The sequence below is a fragment of the Levilactobacillus mulengensis genome (genome assembly GCF_003946045.1).
Classification (GTDB): Bacteria; Bacillota; Bacilli; order Lactobacillales; family Lactobacillaceae; genus Levilactobacillus; species Levilactobacillus mulengensis.
Genome location: NZ_RHNW01000016.1, coordinates 39106 through 56599 on the forward strand (window position 1 = coordinate 39106; position 17494 = coordinate 56599).

At 49.9% G+C, this 17494-nt stretch carries 16 protein-coding genes; 4 read left to right on the forward strand and 12 right to left on the reverse strand.

Annotated elements, in window-relative coordinates; all coding sequences use genetic code 11:
- Positions 1-506 precede the first annotated feature (506 nt).
- The 4 genes from EKM84_RS11925 to mltG form a co-directional block, all read right to left on the reverse strand.
- Positions 507-815, reverse strand: a complete 309-nt coding sequence (locus EKM84_RS11925) for a HesB/YadR/YfhF family protein (protein ID WP_125765977.1) — start codon at positions 813-815, stop codon at positions 507-509.
- 221 nt (positions 816-1036) lie between these two features.
- Positions 1037-1513: a transcription elongation factor GreA gene (gene greA, locus EKM84_RS11930; RefSeq protein ID WP_125765978.1), complete on the reverse strand. Its 477-nt coding sequence runs from the start codon at positions 1511-1513 to the stop codon at positions 1037-1039.
- A 109-nt stretch (positions 1514-1622) separates the two neighbouring features.
- The gene (gene udk / locus EKM84_RS11935) at positions 1623-2306 is read right to left on the reverse strand and encodes a uridine kinase (protein ID WP_373300822.1); all 684 of its coding nucleotides are present in this window, start codon (positions 2304-2306) and stop codon (positions 1623-1625) included.
- 4 nt (positions 2307-2310) lie between these two features.
- The gene (gene mltG / locus EKM84_RS11940; protein WP_125765979.1) at positions 2311-3444 is read right to left on the reverse strand and encodes an endolytic transglycosylase MltG; all 1134 of its coding nucleotides are present in this window, start codon (positions 3442-3444) and stop codon (positions 2311-2313) included.
- Between the two features lie 667 nt (positions 3445-4111).
- On the opposite strand from mltG, the gene EKM84_RS11945 reads away from it, so the two are divergent.
- The gene (locus tag EKM84_RS11945) at positions 4112-4480 is read left to right on the forward strand and encodes a hypothetical protein (protein ID WP_125765980.1); all 369 of its coding nucleotides are present in this window, start codon (positions 4112-4114) and stop codon (positions 4478-4480) included.
- A gap of 282 nt (positions 4481-4762) precedes the next feature.
- Here EKM84_RS11945 and pheT read toward each other — a convergent pair whose 3' ends face one another.
- The 5 genes from pheT to EKM84_RS11970 form a co-directional block, all read right to left on the reverse strand.
- Positions 4763-7171 carry a phenylalanine--tRNA ligase subunit beta gene (gene pheT / locus EKM84_RS11950; protein ID WP_125765981.1) on the reverse strand — a complete coding sequence of 803 codons (2409 nt, stop codon included), beginning with the start codon at positions 7169-7171 and terminating at the stop codon, positions 4763-4765.
- Between the two features lie 9 nt (positions 7172-7180).
- Positions 7181-8227, reverse strand: coding sequence for a phenylalanine--tRNA ligase subunit alpha (gene pheS / locus EKM84_RS11955; RefSeq protein ID WP_125765982.1), 1047 nt, complete (start codon positions 8225-8227; stop codon positions 7181-7183).
- A gap of 345 nt (positions 8228-8572) precedes the next feature.
- Positions 8573-8941, reverse strand: a complete 369-nt coding sequence (locus EKM84_RS11960; protein WP_125765983.1) for a winged helix-turn-helix transcriptional regulator — start codon at positions 8939-8941, stop codon at positions 8573-8575.
- 33 nt (positions 8942-8974) lie between these two features.
- Complete coding sequence (locus EKM84_RS11965; RefSeq protein ID WP_125765984.1) at positions 8975-9472, reverse strand: HD domain-containing protein; 498 nt, start codon at positions 9470-9472, stop codon at positions 8975-8977.
- Positions 9473-10578: 1106 nt separating this feature from the next.
- The gene (locus tag EKM84_RS11970; protein WP_125765985.1) at positions 10579-11349 is read right to left on the reverse strand and encodes a TrmH family RNA methyltransferase; all 771 of its coding nucleotides are present in this window, start codon (positions 11347-11349) and stop codon (positions 10579-10581) included.
- Between the two features lie 178 nt (positions 11350-11527).
- On the opposite strand from EKM84_RS11970, the gene EKM84_RS11975 reads away from it, so the two are divergent.
- Positions 11528-11800, forward strand: a complete 273-nt coding sequence (locus tag EKM84_RS11975) for an acylphosphatase (protein ID WP_125765986.1) — start codon at positions 11528-11530, stop codon at positions 11798-11800.
- 102 nt (positions 11801-11902) lie between these two features.
- A complete protein-coding gene (gene yidC / locus EKM84_RS11980; RefSeq protein WP_125765987.1) occupies positions 11903-12820 on the forward strand; it encodes a membrane protein insertase YidC in 918 nt (305 codons plus the stop codon).
- Between the two features lie 222 nt (positions 12821-13042).
- Here the strand turns inward: yidC and EKM84_RS11985 are convergent, their stop codons facing one another.
- The 3 genes from EKM84_RS11985 to EKM84_RS11995 all read right to left on the reverse strand — a co-directional run bounded on the left by EKM84_RS11985 (position 13043) and on the right by EKM84_RS11995 (position 15938).
- Positions 13043-13447, reverse strand: a complete 405-nt coding sequence (locus EKM84_RS11985) for a YxeA family protein (protein ID WP_125765988.1) — start codon at positions 13445-13447, stop codon at positions 13043-13045.
- A 164-nt stretch (positions 13448-13611) separates the two neighbouring features.
- A complete protein-coding gene (locus EKM84_RS11990; protein ID WP_125765989.1) occupies positions 13612-15255 on the reverse strand; it encodes a HAMP domain-containing sensor histidine kinase in 1644 nt (547 codons plus the stop codon).
- Complete coding sequence (locus EKM84_RS11995) at positions 15252-15938, reverse strand: response regulator transcription factor (protein WP_020090053.1); 687 nt, start codon at positions 15936-15938, stop codon at positions 15252-15254. Before EKM84_RS11995 ends, EKM84_RS11990 begins: the two co-directional genes overlap by 4 nt.
- A gap of 414 nt (positions 15939-16352) precedes the next feature.
- Here EKM84_RS11995 and adhP point away from each other — a divergent pair, with 414 nt between their 5' ends.
- Entirely contained in the window at positions 16353-17369 is a 1017-nt protein-coding gene (gene adhP, locus EKM84_RS12000) for an alcohol dehydrogenase AdhP (protein ID WP_125765990.1), read from the forward strand.
- Positions 17370-17494 lie beyond the last annotated feature (125 nt).

Here is a 17494-nt window from a genome sequence, read left to right on the forward strand (position 1 = left end):
CCGTGACGCTGTGGGCGCACGTCCGAAGCCTGGGAGGCGGTCTTCGGACTTACTTTGAGCCGAAGACCACGTCTCAAAGATAGCAGTTGTCTAAGCGGTAAACCGCTAAGACAACTCCCACGGCTGAACCCATTTTCACCAGCCCTGCGGCGCACACTAGCTTAGCCCCAATGGACCGCTCAATTAATTGGTTTTATAGGGACTAACTACCCACGCAAACACCTCACTTAAACGTCCATGGCTAAGTCCTAATGACTGGGTCATGGACGTTTTCTAACTGGCTTAATTACAGTTGACTTTTATCATCTTCACTACCCTTACGGCTCATAATGGCTTAGCCCCAACGAGTTGCCTGATGACTACTGCCTACGCCAAATACCCCCGACCAAGTCCTAGCGACTTAATCGGGGGTATTTTTCTGTTCACCTACACGGCTCTTACAACTTTTCCAGCCAAACGAAAAAATCCGCCTGACCTTAACCTGGTCAAACGAATTTGTTAGCGACTTACTTATCAAGTTCACCATTGTCGTCGTAGATATATACGGGGCCATCTGTCTTGGCATCGTAATCGATGGTCAAATCATAACCGACGAAGAACCATTGGTCCCCCTCGGTGATGTAATAGGTCACATCGTCCTTCTTTTCTGCAACAATTGGGTGGCGGGGATGATCGTCCGGGGTCATGCCGAGTGAAAAGCCATCGTGAACCGGCGTCTTGCCGTAAACTTTACCAAAGAAACGAACGCCACGACCAGTCATTCCCATGTCTTCACGGAACCATTTGCTTGCTGCATCAGTCACATTAATTTTCATTTTGATAGACTCCTCTTTGACAGACTGTGAATCCGTTTTCATACCATTTATACCACGCCAAGCGGGTCCTTGGCAAGTATCGTTTCACTAACTGCATTATACACAATTAAATTGTGGTCTTCAATCTAACTGCTTAAAAGTAAGCAAAAAGGCGTCCCGACCGTGGTCGAGGCACCCTTTAAATTTCAGAACGATTTGAAAAAGTCACGAAAACTTTTTTCTTATTCGACTGCTAAAATCTGCACAGTCATGTCGCCACCCGGGGTATCGAAAGTCACTTTTTCCCCGTTCCGGTGACCTAACAGGCCCTTAGCGATTGGTGAGTCGTTGGAGATTTTCCCAGACATTGGGTCGGCTTCAGCGGCACCCACGATGGTGTATTCTTCGGGTTCTTCATCGGGCAATTCCTTGAAGGTAACCTTCTTACCCACGGTGATTTCATCCTTGTCACTACCATCGTTGTCGATGATTTGGGCGTATTGCAGCATGCGTTCAACGGTGCTGATCCGCGTTTCTAACATACTTTGTTCGTCCTTGGCTGACTCGTATTCAGAATTTTCTGAAAGGTCCCCGTAAGAACGTGCAATTTTAATCCGGTCAATCACCTTTGGTCGTTGAACCATCTTTAAGTCTTCGAGTTCGGCTTGGAGCTTTTCCTTACCTTCCTCAGTCATTGGATACATTTTATCTTGTGCCACACTGGCCACCCCTTTTAGCAAATTTTAGTCTTGCGGTTCACCCACAAGTTGAAGTTTATTTTGATTGATAGAAAAGGTTAGCCGTTTTTATCAGCTAACCTGTCCTATTCTATATGGTTGTATCTGGATTGTCAAAAACTTGGTCATTGCCACTAGCTTCGAGGATTGCCCGAATCTTCGTGACTAACAGGTCGATAGCGACTTGGTTTTCGCCACCTTCAGGCACAATCAGGTCGGCGTAACGCTTGGTTGGTTCAACGAATTGATGGTAAGTTGGCTTAACCGTTGCCAAGTATTGTTGGATAACGGATTCCAGTGACCGGCCCCGTTCGTTCATATCCCGTTGAATCCGGCGAATGATCCGAATGTCATCGTCCGTGTCAACGAAGACCTTGATGTCCATCAAGTCCCGCAGCCGTTCGTCATCCAGAATTAAAATCCCTTCCAAGATGATCACGTCCCGTGGTTCCTGGTGAATCGTTTCCTTGCTCCGCGTGGACAACGTGTAGTCGTAAACAGGCTTTTCAATGGGTTCGTAGTTCAACAATTGCTTCAATTGGGAAATCAAAAGGTCGGTGTCGAAGGCCAATGGGTGGTCGTAGTTCACGGCAGCCCGTTCTTCCATCGTCATGTCATCTTGATTGTTGTAGTACGAATCCTGTTGCAAAATCATGATTGAATGCCCAATCAATTGATTGAAAATTGCCCGACTTACGGTCGTTTTGCCACTACCGGAACCCCCGGTAACCCCAATGATAATCGGTCGTTTCTTGTTTGCCAACACTGTCGCCATCCTTTTATTTATTATCGCTTGCTAGTGAACTCGTCTTTTCTTGATGCTGTGCATAAGTCTGGGAGAAGTAAACCTTTCCCGTCTTGGTATTCGCGATAAAGTAGTAGTACCCCTTCTTCTGGTCCTTCGGGTGTAAGACTGCTTTGATCGATGACGTGCTAGGGTTTGCAAATGGCCCTGGCCCGTAACCCGTGTGGATGTACAGGTTATACGGTGACTTCACCTTGAGGTCTTTGTAAGTCAGTGTCGACTTCGTGGTCTTCAAGGCATATTGCACGGAAATGTCAGATTGTAAGGCCATCCCCGCCTTGATGCGGTTGAGGAAGACCCCGGCAATCTTATCCCGGTCGGACTGCGTGACGCCTTCACGTTCGACCAAGGAGGCTAACGTCAGGGTTTCTTGCACCGTGCGTTTTTCCTTCTTGATGGTGGCGTAACTGCCTTGCAGGTTCTGATCCGTCTTCGCAACCATTTCGGTTACTAAATGTTTCAAGGTCATCTTCTTGCCGGCTTGATAGGTTGCGGGAGCTAAATACCCCTCTAACCGATACCGTACCTTCTTGGCAGACTTGGCGGAGCTCAGAAGTTGCGGATACTTCGCCGCTAATTCGTTGAAGAACGCTGGGCTCTGCATCAGACTCATGAATTCTTTCTTGGTGAAATCCGTTTGGATCGGAATCTCGGCCGCAATCTGGTCGACCGTTTCGCCTTCACGAACCAGCACCTTACCAGCGGTACTCTGAATGGGTTCCGCCGAACCACCCTTCTGTAACTGCGTCGCAATTTGCTTCAGGGTCATGGACGGTTTCAACTGGTAATACCCAGCCTGGAAATTCGTAAACTTATTCGATTTCACGTAGTAGTTAAAGACCATGCCGCTCTTAACCACTTTTTTGTCCTGCAGGATCTGCCCAATCTTATTGGACGTTGCCCCCATCGGCACGTGAACCTGAACCACATTGTTATTGCTAGTGTCCATGGGTTTCAACGCCGTCTGGAAGTAATGATATCCAAAGAATCCAATGACGACTGCCAAAAGCACTAGCAGACTTGCCACGCCGATCATGATGCGCCGGCCAAACGACCGTTTCTTCCCCGATTCTTGTCGCGACGGGGTAGGATTTGTGCCATTATCCAACTTATTTCCTCCGTTCTATGCCATAGTCTTCTCTATTATACAGAAATTCCAGCCCAGCGGAAACCTGAAAAGCAGATTTTGAAGAAATGTAACAAAGAGTGCGGAGCGAGCCGTTTAGGTCCTGAGCATTAACGTCGACTAAGTAATGACCCTGGGCTTGGGTCATTGCTTAGTCGGGGTTAAGCGCAGGGACCTGGCTCGCGTAGCACGTTTCAGAGGCCGCAAGTACCGGGATAGTTCCGCGAAGAGCCAACCAAACGCCCTAAGTCAGTCTAAATCAATGACGTTGCCCTACTTGCTTAGCCGGGTTAAGCGCAGGGGTCTGGCTCGCGTAGCACGTTTCAGAGGCCGCCAGTATCGGGATAGTTCCGCGAGGAGCCAATCAAACGACCTAAAACAAGATAAGATTTAAGACCTACCCCGGGCCTGGGACATTTTCGCTACGGTGTTAAACGGAACCAGTTGCCTCGCGGAGTACGTTTCAGAAACCGCAAGTTTCCGAATCTAAAAGCGAAGTACCTGTCAAACGACCTAAGTCCGTCTAAACCAATAGCAATACCTCACCCCAGACTAGGAATATTTTCCTAGCCAAATTAAGTCCAGGTGTCCGCTTAGCTTAATAAAATTATCAATGTTGCTGAAGGCCTTTAATTAGGTGTACAATTGATTGTTTAATAAAACGTGCCGGGCGGTGAAACATACATTGATGCGTAAAAAAATGAAACGATTTCTAATAGTTTTATCCACGGTTTTAGCACTTTCGCTTCTTCTTTTCGTGCCATTTACGCCTAAGAATGCTGTACGGTTGAGCATACTGGAAAATTTGCACCCGTTTGCGGCTGTACTTGCCTTTCCAAGCAAAATGGCAAAAAAGGACAGTACAGGATATTCAGGCAAGCATATAGCAGCCTATTATTCAGTTCTTGTACAAGTTAGCTCAGACATGGGTGGCTTCGACACTTACGTTGTCGGCGTACAAGAGAAGAAGAGTGGGAAAATATTCTATAAGGCTGAATTAGCCTATGATCCTGCTTAGTTTAATTGTTCTGTCGTTCAGTATATCTAAATTAGGAATAGCCTTGTGAAGCCGAGTTCGGTTTTGCAAGTTTTTTTTTGCTGACGGCCCAAACTAGTGTCAGCCGCAGGGCTGGGAAAACTGGGCGGTCGTGGAAGTGACCAGAGGCGCCTTGAGCGCGCCGCCGGGAACGGACGCGACCAGGCCCAGTTTTCACCAGCCCGGAGGCGGAGACACACGTTTGACCGCGCAAAAAAACGCGCTCGCTGTCCCGGAGGAAAGCTAGCGCGTTTCATTAAATCATTAACGAATTTCAGCGCCCAAGTCGTCTTGCAGCCGCTTCTCAACCTTTTCAAAGGCCTGAGTCACAACATCATCGACTAAGGTTTCGTGCTTGTCTTGGAACGTCAACGTGTAGGCCAAAGACTTCTTGCCCTTTGGCACCTTGACCCCATCGTAAACGTCAAACAGCTTGACGGACTGTAAGAACGCCCCGCCCCGCTTTTCGATCAATTCAACGATTTGGTCGTTAGTCACGTCGTTGTCGACCAGCATAGCCACGTCACGCGTGATGGCTGGGTAACGTGAAATCACGTCGTATTGGTTTTCCTGCTTAGGCATGTCAATGATGGCCTGCAGGTTCAATTCGAAGACGTAAGTGGCCCCAATCTTGAATTTCTTGGCAATCGTTGGGTGAATCTGCCCCATGAACCCAATCCGATGACCGTGAACTAAAATGTCCGCCGTCCGGCCTGGGTGCATTTCTGGCATGTCCGGGTTGGCCACGTAAGTTACGTCGCCGTTCACAGCCATATCCTTGAGGTAGGCAGCGACGATTCCCTTAACTTGGTAGAAATCAACGGGTTGGGCCGGTGCATCCCAAGCGGTTGGCAACAGCGTCCCGGTGATGGCACCGGCGATGTGTTCCTGTTCACTAGGACGATCCGTCCCGTCCTCACGGTAGAAGACCCGTCCTTGTTCGTACAAGGCCACGTCCTTCACCTTCCGGGCACTGTTATAGGCGATGTCGTCCAACAGCCCCGTGATAACGTTCATCCGCAACACGGCGTGGTCCACGCTCATTGGCCACGCCAACTTGGTGACTTCACTTGGTTGCATCAGGAACATCTTGGCCTTGTCTTCCGTCGTCAACGCGTAGGAAATGGCTTGGTTTAACCCTAAGCCCTCTAAGGAGTGCCGGGTTGCCCGCATCAATTTCTGCGACGTGGTCAGCTCGCCCATGGTCATGCGACCCGTTGGCAACGTGGCTGGCAATTCATCGTAGCCGTAGATCCGCGCGATTTCTTCCAACAAGTCGGCTGGAATATGAATATCGTTGCGCCGAACGGGTACCGTAACCGTCAGCTTTTCACCGTCGGCAGTCACGTCACAACCCAACGTTTCCAAAATATGGGTGACCTTGGCTTGGTCCAGGTCGGTCCCCAACACAGCGTTCACCCGACTCATAGTAATGTCGATCACGGCTGGTGCGGGCACGTTGTCAGCGGCAACGACCGTCCCCGTTTGGACAGTCCCACCGGCCAATTCGTCCATCATCTGGGCAGCGGCGTCTAAGGCATCCTGCAAACCAGTCCGGTTCACACCACGTTCGAACCGTTGGGAAGCATCCGTGTGTAAGTTATGACGTTGTGCCGCCTTCCGGATGTGGTCGTGCTCAAACACAGCGGCTTCGATGGCAACCGTGGTGGTGCCGTCAGCGATGGCCGTGTCCAGGCCACCCATGACACCGGCTAAGGCGATTGGGGCTTTGTCGTCAGCAATCACAATATCGTTGACGTCTAAGTCGTGTTCGCCTTCGTCCAAGGTCGTCAGCTTTTCGCCAGCCTTAGCGTTCCGGACGTAAACGTCTTCACCCGCAAATTTATCGTAGTCGAAGGCATGTAAGGGTTGACCATATTTCAACATGATGTAGTTGGTGATATCCACCACGTTGTTGATTGGCCGGTAGCCGGCGTTCCAGAGGCGAATCTGCAGCCACATGGGACTTGGGGCTAATTTAACCTGTTTGACCAAGCGCATCTTGTATTGGGGAGCCAAGGACTCGTCCACGTGAATGCTTAATTGGTCCGCAATTGGTTCACCAGCTTCTTTAACGGCTGGTTGATCGAACTTCACGGGCAGGTCGTAGATGGCTGACAGGTCATGTAACGTCCCGTACAGACTCAACATGTCCCCCCGGTTAGGCGTCACGTCCAAGTCGATCAGACTGTCGTTCATCCCCAGGTAATCGTAAACGTCGTCGCCAGGCTTGGCATCGGCCGGCAGCACGTAAATGCCATCCGCGTATTCCTTAGGCACAACAGCTTCGGGGAACCCAATTTCTTGTAAGGAGCAGATCATCCCGGCAGAAGAAACGCCGCGCATCTTAGACTTCTTAATTTTGACGTTGTTGGCAATCCGTGAACCAGGCAAGGCCACGATGACCATCTGCCCTTCGGCAATGTTGGGTGCGCCACACACGATTTGTAAGGGGGCGTCTTCACCGACATCCACTTGGCAAATGTGTAAGTGATCGGAGTCCGGGTGCGCTTCAATGCTCAGGACGTGGCCAACAACGATTTTCTTTAAACCATCGCTAGGCTTAACAACGTCGTCCACTTCAACGGACGTCCGTTCAATTTTTTCCGCCAAATCAGCGGGCTTAACGTTTAAATCCAGGTATTCTTTAATCCAGTTGTATGAAATCTTCATGGTTGGCGGTTATCCTTTCTTCGTGAATTGGTTGAGGAAGCGAACATCATTTAGGTAGAAGTTCCGGATGTCATCCACCCCGTACTTCAACATGGCGAACCGGTCAGGGCCGACCCCAAAGGCAAAGCCGCCGTAAACATCGGCGTCAACGCCAGCCATCTTCAAGACGTTCGGATGCACCATACCGGCACCCAAGACTTCGATCCAGCCCGTATTCTTGCAGACCTTGCAACCCTTACCGCCACAGTTAAAGCAAGTAATGTCGGCTTCAACGGAAGGTTCCGTGAATGGGAAGTAGCTTGGCCGTAACCGCACATCAAATTTGTCACCAAATAATTCGTGGGCCAGAACTTGTAACGTCCCCTTTAAGTCAGCCATGGTAATGTGTTTGTCGATCACCAATCCTTCCACCTGATGGAATTGGTGGGAGTGGGTGGGGTCATCGGTATCGCGCCGGTAAACGACCCCGGGGGAGATCATCTTCAATGGCCCCTTGCTGAAGTCATGCGTTTCCAGCGTCCGGGCTTGCATTGGGGAGGTCTGCGTCCGCATCAAGATTTCCTTCGTGATGTAGAAAGTATCTTGCATGTCACGGGCTGGGTGATTCTTTGGCAAGTTCATCATTTCAAAGTTGTACTTGTCTTCTTCGACTTCGGGACCGCTCAGGACTTGGTAACCCATGCCCAAGAAGAGGTCTTCGATTTGGTCGATAATTTGTTGGATCACGTGGGGTTCACCCTTGGCAACCGGCGTCCCTGGTAAGGTCACGTCGATGGCTTCGTTCGCCAATTTGGAATTCAAAACCGCGTTTTCCAGTTCTTCACGCCGCTTGGCTAAAGCCGCCGTCAAGTCATCGCGGATTTCATTGGCAAATGCCCCAACCTTAGGCCGTTCTTCGGCATCTAAGTCGCGCATTCCCCGTAAAACCTCGGTGATGGGGCCCTTTTTACCCAGTAACGATACCCGGACCTGGTTCACGTCTTTCAGATCGCCAGACTTTTTAATTTCCGTGAGACCGCGTTCGTGCAGTTCGTTTAATTTATCCTTTAACGACATACGTCATCCTCCATTTTCTTTGGTCAAAGCGCCACAATTCTTGGGCAAACAAAAAAGCCCCGCCCCCATAACTAGGGACGAAGCTTCGCGGTACCACCCTGATTCAGCTAAAAGTTTAGACTCTTAGCCACACTCAGAAGTGATAACGGTCATTCGCCGGAAAATCATTCATCGTGCTACCACGAATCCCGATTACAACTCAAGAACTGAATTCACCCAGTAATTTGAAGTTTGCTTCCAATCTAGGCAAACTCTTCCTGACAAATTGCACCGGCTACTGCTTTTCTATCATCGTTTTTAATTATTACGCTATCTTAGCCTAGCGGATTTTGTCGCAACTGTCAACTATTTCTGGTCGGCTTCCGTTGGACAATACCACTTGTCAGACCACGCGTGGACCGCGGCCATAATGTCTTTGAACTCTTCGCCCTTGTCCGTCAATTCATATTCGATCAACGCGTTGTCGGGGAATGTGCGACGAACAATGACGCCGTTATATTCCAATTCCTTCAAACGTTCAACCAGAACCCGATCACTACAACGGGGAATATTGCGGGCTAAGTCACGGAAGCGTTGCGGTCCCTCTTGCAGGAGGACATCAATAATTAATCCGTTCCACTTCTTGCCTAAAAAAGAAAAGGTCTGTTCAAATCGCGGGCAAAGCTCAAAGTCTACCGTTGGTTCGTCTTGGGCCTTTGATGACATCATTTGCATCCTTATCCTGCCTCCCATCCATGTTTCCTGAAGCTAGGCGTTAGGCGTTACTTTGTTCATTAAGGCTTCCACTCGCTTACGGGCTGGTCCACAGAATTCGTAAACCGCTTCGTAATCATCTACTAGGGAAACAATCGCACTTTCCCGGTATTTTGGCATAGCGAGCGTTGCGCCCCACATATGCTTCAAGATAATATCCTTTTCCATGGGGCTCAGGTCCGTTAATTTTTCAGCGTTCCGCAAAGCAACTCGTGGATGGATAAACGCGTGCGACCCTAAATTGAACTTCGTCGTGCGCCAATCATAATAAAATAAATCATGCAACAAACCACCCCGTGCGGTGGCCCGGGTGTTTAAGCCAAGTTTCTTTGCAATCAGGTAACTGTTATACGACACTGAAATACAGTGGGACAAGCGGTCAGAGTGATGGTGTTGCGTGTAATTCGCCAGGCGTTGAACCGGCTCCTTTGCCAACAGATCAGAAACTAAAGCCAGGTACTCGGGGTCATCACGCCAAGTCAGTTTGGTCATAGAATGCTTCCTTTTCATTTAAAATTATGATTTTCAGTCTTCTTAACCCTATATCTTACTTACTTTTCACCAAATTGCAACCATCTTGCTTGGATTTCGCCCGGGTTAAGCCTTTCTTTACCTTTATCCCTTTGTGTCAGGCCTGTAAAATTGGGTGTCGCATGGGCGTTCCCGGCGGCAGATTCAAGACGCCCAGCTGTGGGGAACGGTTCCAGCCGAAGAGCGGGTTTCCGCCTCGCCTTTGAGCCTGAGGTACGGTCTCAAAGGGCGTCCCGTGCTCTAAACTGAGAGATGCACTCAGTTAAGACCACCGACACAGCTGCCTACCTTGGCCCACCTCTGGTCACTCACACTGACCACACCATTTTTACAGTTCTGACGATGGTGTTGGTTTTTGCCAATTAATTTAGCCGCGTTTTCCCGCAATACTTAACCGCCTCAAAACAATGCTTTGCCATACCATTCAATACACATTAATCAGATGCAAGAATAGTGTACAGAAAAAACAGCCACAACATGGCCGAGGAAACTGGACCAGTCGTAAAAACGTCAAGATTCGGAAACGTGATCTGGCACGTCAATCCGTTGTACAAGGCCGGTTGTAGAAGTGACCAGAAGCAAGCCAAGGTGACCAGCTGCGTCGGTAACCTTGGCTGGAGTTCTGTTCCAGCCTAGTTCTATGAGGCAACCTTTGCGACCGCCTTGTGGTTCAAAGTTGAGGTGGAACCCCACTCACAGCAAGGCGAACAGACACCTGATAATGTATATAGAGAGGCCCGCCACCATGCCCGCCAACAATCAGGGATTGAACGCGTGTCAGCCGCAGGGCTGGTGAAAACTGGACCAGCAAGATCAGTGTCAGTGACCAGAGGCGGATCAAAGTGACCGGCTGTGTCGGTGGCCTTGGCTGGGGTCCTTTCTCAGCCTAGCCCACGGGACAACCTTTGAGACCGCTCCTCAGGCTCAAAGTTGAGGTGGAAGCCCGCCTCCCAGGCTGGAACCGACCCCATAGCCGGGCACTTTGAATCCGCCGTCGGAAACGAACCATAACGCGTACCAGGCCCAGTTTTCACCAGCCCGAAGGCACTGAAAAACAGTTCAACCCCTTATTGGACCAGGCGGAACATGACGACGCCGGCCGCCACCGCCACGTTCAACGATTCTGCCTGCCCCTTAATTGGAATGTACAGGTTCCGCGTCGTCATCTGCTGAAGGTCGGGCGCCATGCCGTTCCCTTCATTACCCATGACAATGGCCCCGGCAGTCAGCTGTGGCACGTCCCGGTAGCTCTTGGCATCCCGGTCCAGGTTCGTTCCGTAAACGGGCAGGTGACGCCCGGTAAAGGTGCTGATCCAGTCGTGCAGGTCAGCTTCGACCAATTGAATGTGGAATTGGCTCCCCTGCATGGACCGGAGTACCTTAGGTAAGAACCGACTGGCGGTCCCTTTCCCAAAGACCACACCGGTCAGGCCCGCGGCATCCGCAGTGCGGACCATCGTGCCAATGTTACCGGGATCCTGAACGTAATCCAGAAATAGCCAAACGCCCTCAGCCGTGCTGGGATCGCCCACCGTGTCTTTAGGAAGGGGCACCGTCGCGAAGATGCCTTGCGGCGTGCCCGTGTCCCCAATCGTTTGGGCGATACTGTCGGTCAGTTCGTAGGTGGCCACGTCGGCTGGCAATTCTGCCGCGTGCTCGGCCAATTGGTCGGCCGTCCCCATGATGGCGGTCAGTTCGTGTTTAGCCTTGATGGCCTCCTGAACCAAATGCCAACTTTCTAATAGGTAAGATTGCGTGGCTTTACGACCTTTTTTGGTGTTTAAGGCCCGCCACTGCTTGACCTTTTTGTTCTGTCCCGACGTAATTTTTTCAGTCAACTTGATTACTCCCATTCTTTGATCACACGTTTATCGCTAATCCACCTGGCCACTCACCATTTGTGATGAGCCAGCGGACCCACGTCCGGTATGCGTTCTTTTTCCTAATTTTACCATACCACTGGGCAGGTCCGACCACGCGCGGTATGATTAACCTAAAAAATAAAGGAGGCTTTCGATGATTACCCAAGAACTCTTAGTTAGCGGTCGCGTCCAGGGCGTGGGCTTTCGCTACTCGGCCAGCCAGCTTGCCCAACAACTCGGCGTAACTGGGACCGTGCAGAACCTCCCCAACGGCCAAGTGGCCATCATGGCGAGTGCGGAGGCCGACGTGTTAGCGAACTTCGCTCAGCAATTGCGCACCAATCTCTCCCCCTGGATTCAGGTCAGTCAGCTCAAGATTACCGACCGTGCGCCCCAACATTTTACGGCGTTTCGGATTATTATTTGAAAATGCCCGCTAAATCAAGTAAGATGTTTGATGTTAACGGCATTTTGCCGCTGGGGGCGTCCGCGCTCTACATGTTTATTTAAAAGGGGTTCAAAACATAAAATGAAAATCTCCAAGAAAGTCTCTGTCACCACCGCTCTAGTTGCGATGGCACTAGTGCTTAGTGGGTGTGTGCAGACGAAAAACGGGAAGCCATACGGCCTCGTTTACGATTACCTAGCCATTCCTGGGCAACACGTCATGAATTGGTTAGCCAACTTCTTCGGCGGTAGCTACGGTTGGGCGATTATTATTCTGACCGTGATTGTGCGAATGGTTCTGTTACCAGTCATGGTGAAGCAAATGCGCGGCGCCACGGTTCAACAGGAAAAGATCTCGATGATTCGGCCACAAATGACCGCCTTGCAAAAGCAACAAAAGGCTGCCAAAACGCCAGAAGAACAACAGGCTGCCAGTCAAGCCATGATGGCCCTCTACCGGAACAACGGGATCAGTATGACCGGTGGAATCGGGTGTTTGCCACTGTTGATTCAAATGCCCGTCTTCGCTGCCCTGTACGCGGCCATTCGGTATTCACCAGAATTACAGAGTGCTGTCTTCTTGAACATTCCCTTGGGGAAGGCTAGCTGGATCTTAGCCTTACTGTCCTTCCTCTCCTACCTGCTGCAAGGGTACCTGTCCTTGCTGGGGATGCCGGAAGAACAGAAGAAGCAGATGCGCTTCACCCTGCTGCTGTCACCCGTCATGATTTTATTCTTCACGATGAGTTCCCCAGCCGGATTAGGCCTGTACTTCTTCGTCGGTGGGTTGTTCGCCTGCCTGCAAACGCTGATCATCAACTTCTATCGCCCACGGATTCGTAAAGAGATCCAAGCGAAAATGAAGGATCGGCCAGCACCCGTTGTTGAACCGGTCGTCGCCAAGCCTGTGACCCCGGCTGCTAAACAAGCAACGGCTAAAAAGGCCAGCCAAAAGAATCGGAATCGTAACGCTGGTAAGCAACAACATCATCAAAAATAACGGCTAATGTGTAAAGGCGTCGACTGATTTTCTCAGCCGGCGCCTTTTTCTGTATCCTTATTTAGTTGTTAGTGGCAAAAAGCTTAGCTATCCCTTTTGCATCCACTTTTGGGCCTCATTTCTAACTTTTCCGTCGACCAGACTTCTGAACCAAGAAATGGGACAAGAAGTGATTTCAACCCCATTTGCTAGTAACAAAAAGCGTTATTTAAGCATCCCCATTTAGCTCATCATCAATTTCTGACGAATGCCACTAGGCACCGTCGCCCGGTCAACCTTGCTCCAGGATTCCACGTTTTGCCCCTTGGTACTGATTTTTAAAAATTTATTAGGCTTCAACTTCCATTGCGAATCAAAAGCCACCGTCCGTGACTCGCCCTGGGCATTGTAGGTCAACAGATGGTAAGTGTATTCGTCCTCACCACCCCCACCGATAAAGTGTCGAATAGGCTTGGCATTGGTTGAGGCGTACACGTCTTCAATCTTGACTAACGGATTCACATTATCCGCCGCCATGGCCAGTTCGGAATGCTTATTCTTGGTCAAGTTGGGCAACAGGAAGGCCCCTACACCTAAGATCACGACAATACTGGCAACGAACACAAAAAACTTACTGATAAATTTCATTTTAAAATCCCCCTATATCGGTTAATTACTCAAGTAACTAACTAGTTACCATAGCATACCCGAACCAGCAAATCCTGTCAATCACAATTTGAAATTTTCAACTGATTGTATACAGCAAAAAGGGGCATCTTCAGCATTTCAACTGAAGGTGTCCCTTTAAAAACTTATTTTTCATCTGATGAATCCGGTGTGTCTGGCTTATCGGCCTGACTATCGTCAACCAATAGCGCTGACTTGATCCCCGGAATCTCATCGTTGGCTGCCTGAACCCGTTCCTTCTTGTCGGTCAGGATTTGCGCATCCTCATCCGATAAGATTGGCAGGGAGACCCGGAAGACCGAGCCCTGACCCAGCGCACTCTCGATGGTAATCTTCCCGTGGTACGCCTCAATCAGGCGCTTGGCAATGGCTAAGCCGAGCCCATTGCCCCCCTTGGTCCGCGAACGGGCCTTGTCGACACGGTAGAAGCGGTTAAAGACCCGGTCACGGTTCTCCTGGGAGATTCCCTCACCAAAGTCTTGAACGGCTACCTCGAGGTTCCTAGTGTCACTCTCGTAGCTCATATGAACTTCCTTGCGCTTCTGCGAGTACTTCACGGCATTGTCCATCAGAATGATCAGGATCTGTTCCAAATGATTCCGATAGATTTGCGCTTGCACTGGCCGATGCACATCGTTATCCAAAATAAACACGTAATCCGGATGAATCATTTTAAAGTTGTCGAAGACTTGTTCCACAACTTCACTGACGTCCGAAACCTCATTGGGGTAATTGACCTCAATCTGTTCGGCTCGTTGCAGGTCCAACATTTCTTGGACCAGACTCTTCATCCGTTTTGTTTCCTGCAGGGACGCCTTGATGGACTCGTTCAAGACCTCCGGATCATCCTTGCCCCACCGGTCCAGCATCTCCATGTGCCCCTGAATAATGGCCACGGGCGTCCGCAATTCATGGGAAACATCTTCCACGAATTGCTGTTGCTGATCCATGTAGCGCTGGGTGGTGTCGAGCATGTCGTTAAACAAATTGCCCAAGTCACTCAGTTCATCTTGGTGGTGTAGCTCTGGGACCCGCCGATCGGTCTGGGGATCCTCACGCATGGCATGAATGGTCTCCCGGATTTCCTCGACCGGCCGCAACAGGAAGGTCGCTAGGCTGTAGCTCAGAACGGCAGCGGCTAAGACCGCCATCATCCCCAGCACCACTTCGACCTGCAACAGCTTGACCTGGGTGGCGCGATAGTCCCGTAGATTATCGGTGACCTGCACGTACCCCAGAATCTTGTTGCCCTGCTTTGCGCGGATTGGTGCCGAGCCAACCAAATTCTTATGACCGCTGATGACTCGCGTCGCAATCCGTTCCTTATTGCTCTTCGCAAATTTGATTGGACTGTTCCGCGTGGCAAACAGTGGCTGGCCCTGATAATCATAGACCGTCACCGTTTGGCTATCGCGGGCAAGACTCGTGATCACCGCATTGTTATAGGCACCAGCCGGCTTCTTGGCCTCAGACATCACGGTCCGTGGCCGCAACAACTGGTTGACCTGGTTACCCGTCAACGGCTGCTTCTGGTTATTCAACTTCTCAACCACAACGTTCAACGTATCTGACACGTGGGTCTTTTCCTGGCGCATCAGAACCGTCATAAAACTATTAAAGATCAGGAGAACAATCACCGCAAAGATGACCAGTACCCCAAAAGCCGTGGTTAACGCCCACTCCCACTTCAGGGAGAAACGAAAACCCGGCTTCTTCGGTTGGGCATCGGCTTGATCGGTAGTCGTCTCCGTTAGTTCTGGCGATTTCACGAACGCATCACGTACCCTGTCCCCCGGACCGTCTGGATGTAGCTCTTCTGGCCGGCGACATCAATTTTATTCCGCAGGTAACGCACGTAAACGTCCACCACGTTGGTTTCAACTTCGGACTCGTAACCCCAAACCTTGGTTAACAGGACATCCCGGGCCAAAACGACGTTGATATTTTCCATTAAGGCTAACAGCAATTCGTATTCCCGCTTGGTCAGGTTGATCACCTCATCGCCACGACGCACGATACGGTTTTCCTTTTCAATCGTCAGGTCCTTGAACTTAACGGTCGTTTGCTTGGTGTTCTTCTGCTCGCCTTCCAGGTGAATCCGCCGTAACAGCGCCCGCACCCGTGCGAGTAATTCTTCAATGGCAAATGGCTTCACGATGTAGTCGTCGGCCCCATGGTCTAACCCGGAAACCCGGTCGATCACGGAATCACGCGCCGTCATCATGATGATTGGCGTGCTCTTCACTTCGCGTACCCGGCGGGCAACTTCGATCCCGTTCAATTCAGGCAGCATGAGGTCCAGCAAAATGACATCGAAGTCCTGTGACAGTGCGGCTTCTAATCCGGTCCGACCATTGAATTGCACGTTGGTTTCGTAACCTTCATGCTTTAATTCCAATTCAACAAAGCGGGCAAGATTTTTTTCATCTTCAATAATTAAAATTCGACTCATTGCGCTCTAACTCCTCTGGCTATTTCACGGCAGCCGCTGTAATCAAACCCATACTACCAGCGGCCGTCCGATAATCATTTCAACATTTAATTTTATCATATTTTCTCATAATTGTATGCAAAAGCACGCGGCTTCTCACATTTAGTTATTTCTTTACTTTCTAAACCGGGAAAAAGTCCTTCACTTGCAAACAACAACCGGTTGCATTCGATAGTTAAGTTTGCTTTTGAAAACGGTTAAGTAGTTTGCTTCACATTGTTGATTACTGTATTCTTCTATTGTAGGCTTGATTTAACGCTAATTAATTAGTAACTTGGTTAAATCTTAATAATTTTTGTGCAAATTTTCACTTGCAACTCACCACTTTTGCAGTATACTAGCTCTTGTAGATAAAAAGAAAGAGGAGTTGTTTTCATGAAAGCAGCAGTTATTCGCGATTCAGTAGACGGTTACGTTGATATCAAAGATGTTACGCTTCGTCCCATCACCCATGGGGAAGCCTTAGTTAAGATGGAATATTGTGGTCTTTGCCACACCGACTTACACGTGGCTGCCGGTGACTTCGGCAAGCAACCTGGCCGGATCATTGGGCACGAAGGTGTTGGGAAAGTTATCCAAGTTGCTGACGACGTTGAAAACTTGAAGATTGGCGACCGTGTTTCCGTTGCCTGGTTCTTCAAGGGTTGTGGCCACTGTGAATATTGCTTGACTGGTCGCGAAACACTTTGCCGTAATGTTAAGAACTCCGGGTTCACCGTTGATGGTGCCATGGCTGAAGAATGTATCGTTGATGCCAACTACGCCGTTAAGGTTCCAGATGGCTTGGACCCCGTTGAAGCAACCTCATTGACTTGTGCCGGTGTCACCATGTACAAGGCTTTGAAGGTCGGCGAAACGAAACCTGGCCAATGGGTTGAAGTTGTTGGTGCCGGTGGTTTAGGTAACCTGGCTATCCAATACGCCCACAACGTCTTCGGTGCCCACGTGGTCGCCGTTGATGGTAACCCTGACAAGTTGGCTGCTGCTAAGGCTAACGGTGCCGAAGTGCTGATCAACCGGCATGACGGTGATGTTGCTGAACAAATCCAAGCTAAGGTCGGCGGTGTGGATAACGCCCAAGTTACGGCCGTTAACAAGGACGCCTTCACCCAGTCCGTTAACGCTTTGAAGCCAGATGGCAAGTTGGTTGCCGTTGCCTTACCACAAGGTGACATGGAATTAAACATCGCCAAGACGGTGTTAGACGGTATCTCTGTTCGTGGTTCCCTAGTTGGGACTCGTCAAGACTTAGCCGAAACGTTCCAATTCGGTGCAGAAGGCAAGGTTCACCCAATCGTGAAGACCCGTCGTCTGGACGAAGTTAACGATATCATCGACGAAATGAAGAACAACCAAATCGTTGGCCGGATGGTCGTTGATTTTACTAAATAAGGGTTCCAAACTTTAATACTTCCGAAAGCCGCTCCCGTGAAGAGCGGCTTTTATATGAAATAAAAGAATATTTGAGCGCACTAAACCATAACGCTCGAATCAGCGAAAAAATTCTAGTATACTAG

What these genes read in the sequence shown, in the direction of transcription:
- EKM84_RS11965 (WP_125765984.1), bottom strand. Translation starts at nt 9,472, where the DNA reads ATGACCAAACTGACTTGGCGTGATGACCCCGAGTACCTGGCTTTAGTT.
- EKM84_RS11960 (WP_125765983.1), bottom strand. Translation starts at nt 8,941, where the DNA reads ATGCAAATGATGTCATCAAAGGCCCAAGACGAACCAACGGTAGACTTT.
- pheS (WP_125765982.1), bottom strand. Translation starts at nt 8,227, where the DNA reads ATGTCGTTAAAGGATAAATTAAACGAACTGCACGAACGCGGTCTCACG.
- EKM84_RS11985 (WP_125765988.1), bottom strand. Translation starts at nt 13,447, where the DNA reads ATGAAATTTATCAGTAAGTTTTTTGTGTTCGTTGCCAGTATTGTCGTG.
- pheT (WP_125765981.1), bottom strand. Translation starts at nt 7,171, where the DNA reads ATGAAGATTTCATACAACTGGATTAAAGAATACCTGGATTTAAACGTT.
- EKM84_RS11975 (WP_125765986.1), top strand. Translation starts at nt 11,528, where the DNA reads ATGATTACCCAAGAACTCTTAGTTAGCGGTCGCGTCCAGGGCGTGGGC.
- yidC (WP_125765987.1), top strand. Translation starts at nt 11,903, where the DNA reads ATGAAAATCTCCAAGAAAGTCTCTGTCACCACCGCTCTAGTTGCGATG.
- EKM84_RS11925 (WP_125765977.1), bottom strand. Translation starts at nt 815, where the DNA reads ATGAAAATTAATGTGACTGATGCAGCAAGCAAATGGTTCCGTGAAGAC.
- udk (WP_373300822.1), bottom strand. Translation starts at nt 2,306, where the DNA reads ATGGCGACAGTGTTGGCAAACAAGAAACGACCGATTATCATTGGGGTT.
- EKM84_RS11995 (WP_020090053.1), bottom strand. Translation starts at nt 15,938, where the DNA reads ATGAGTCGAATTTTAATTATTGAAGATGAAAAAAATCTTGCCCGCTTT.
- adhP (WP_125765990.1), top strand. Translation starts at nt 16,353, where the DNA reads ATGAAAGCAGCAGTTATTCGCGATTCAGTAGACGGTTACGTTGATATC.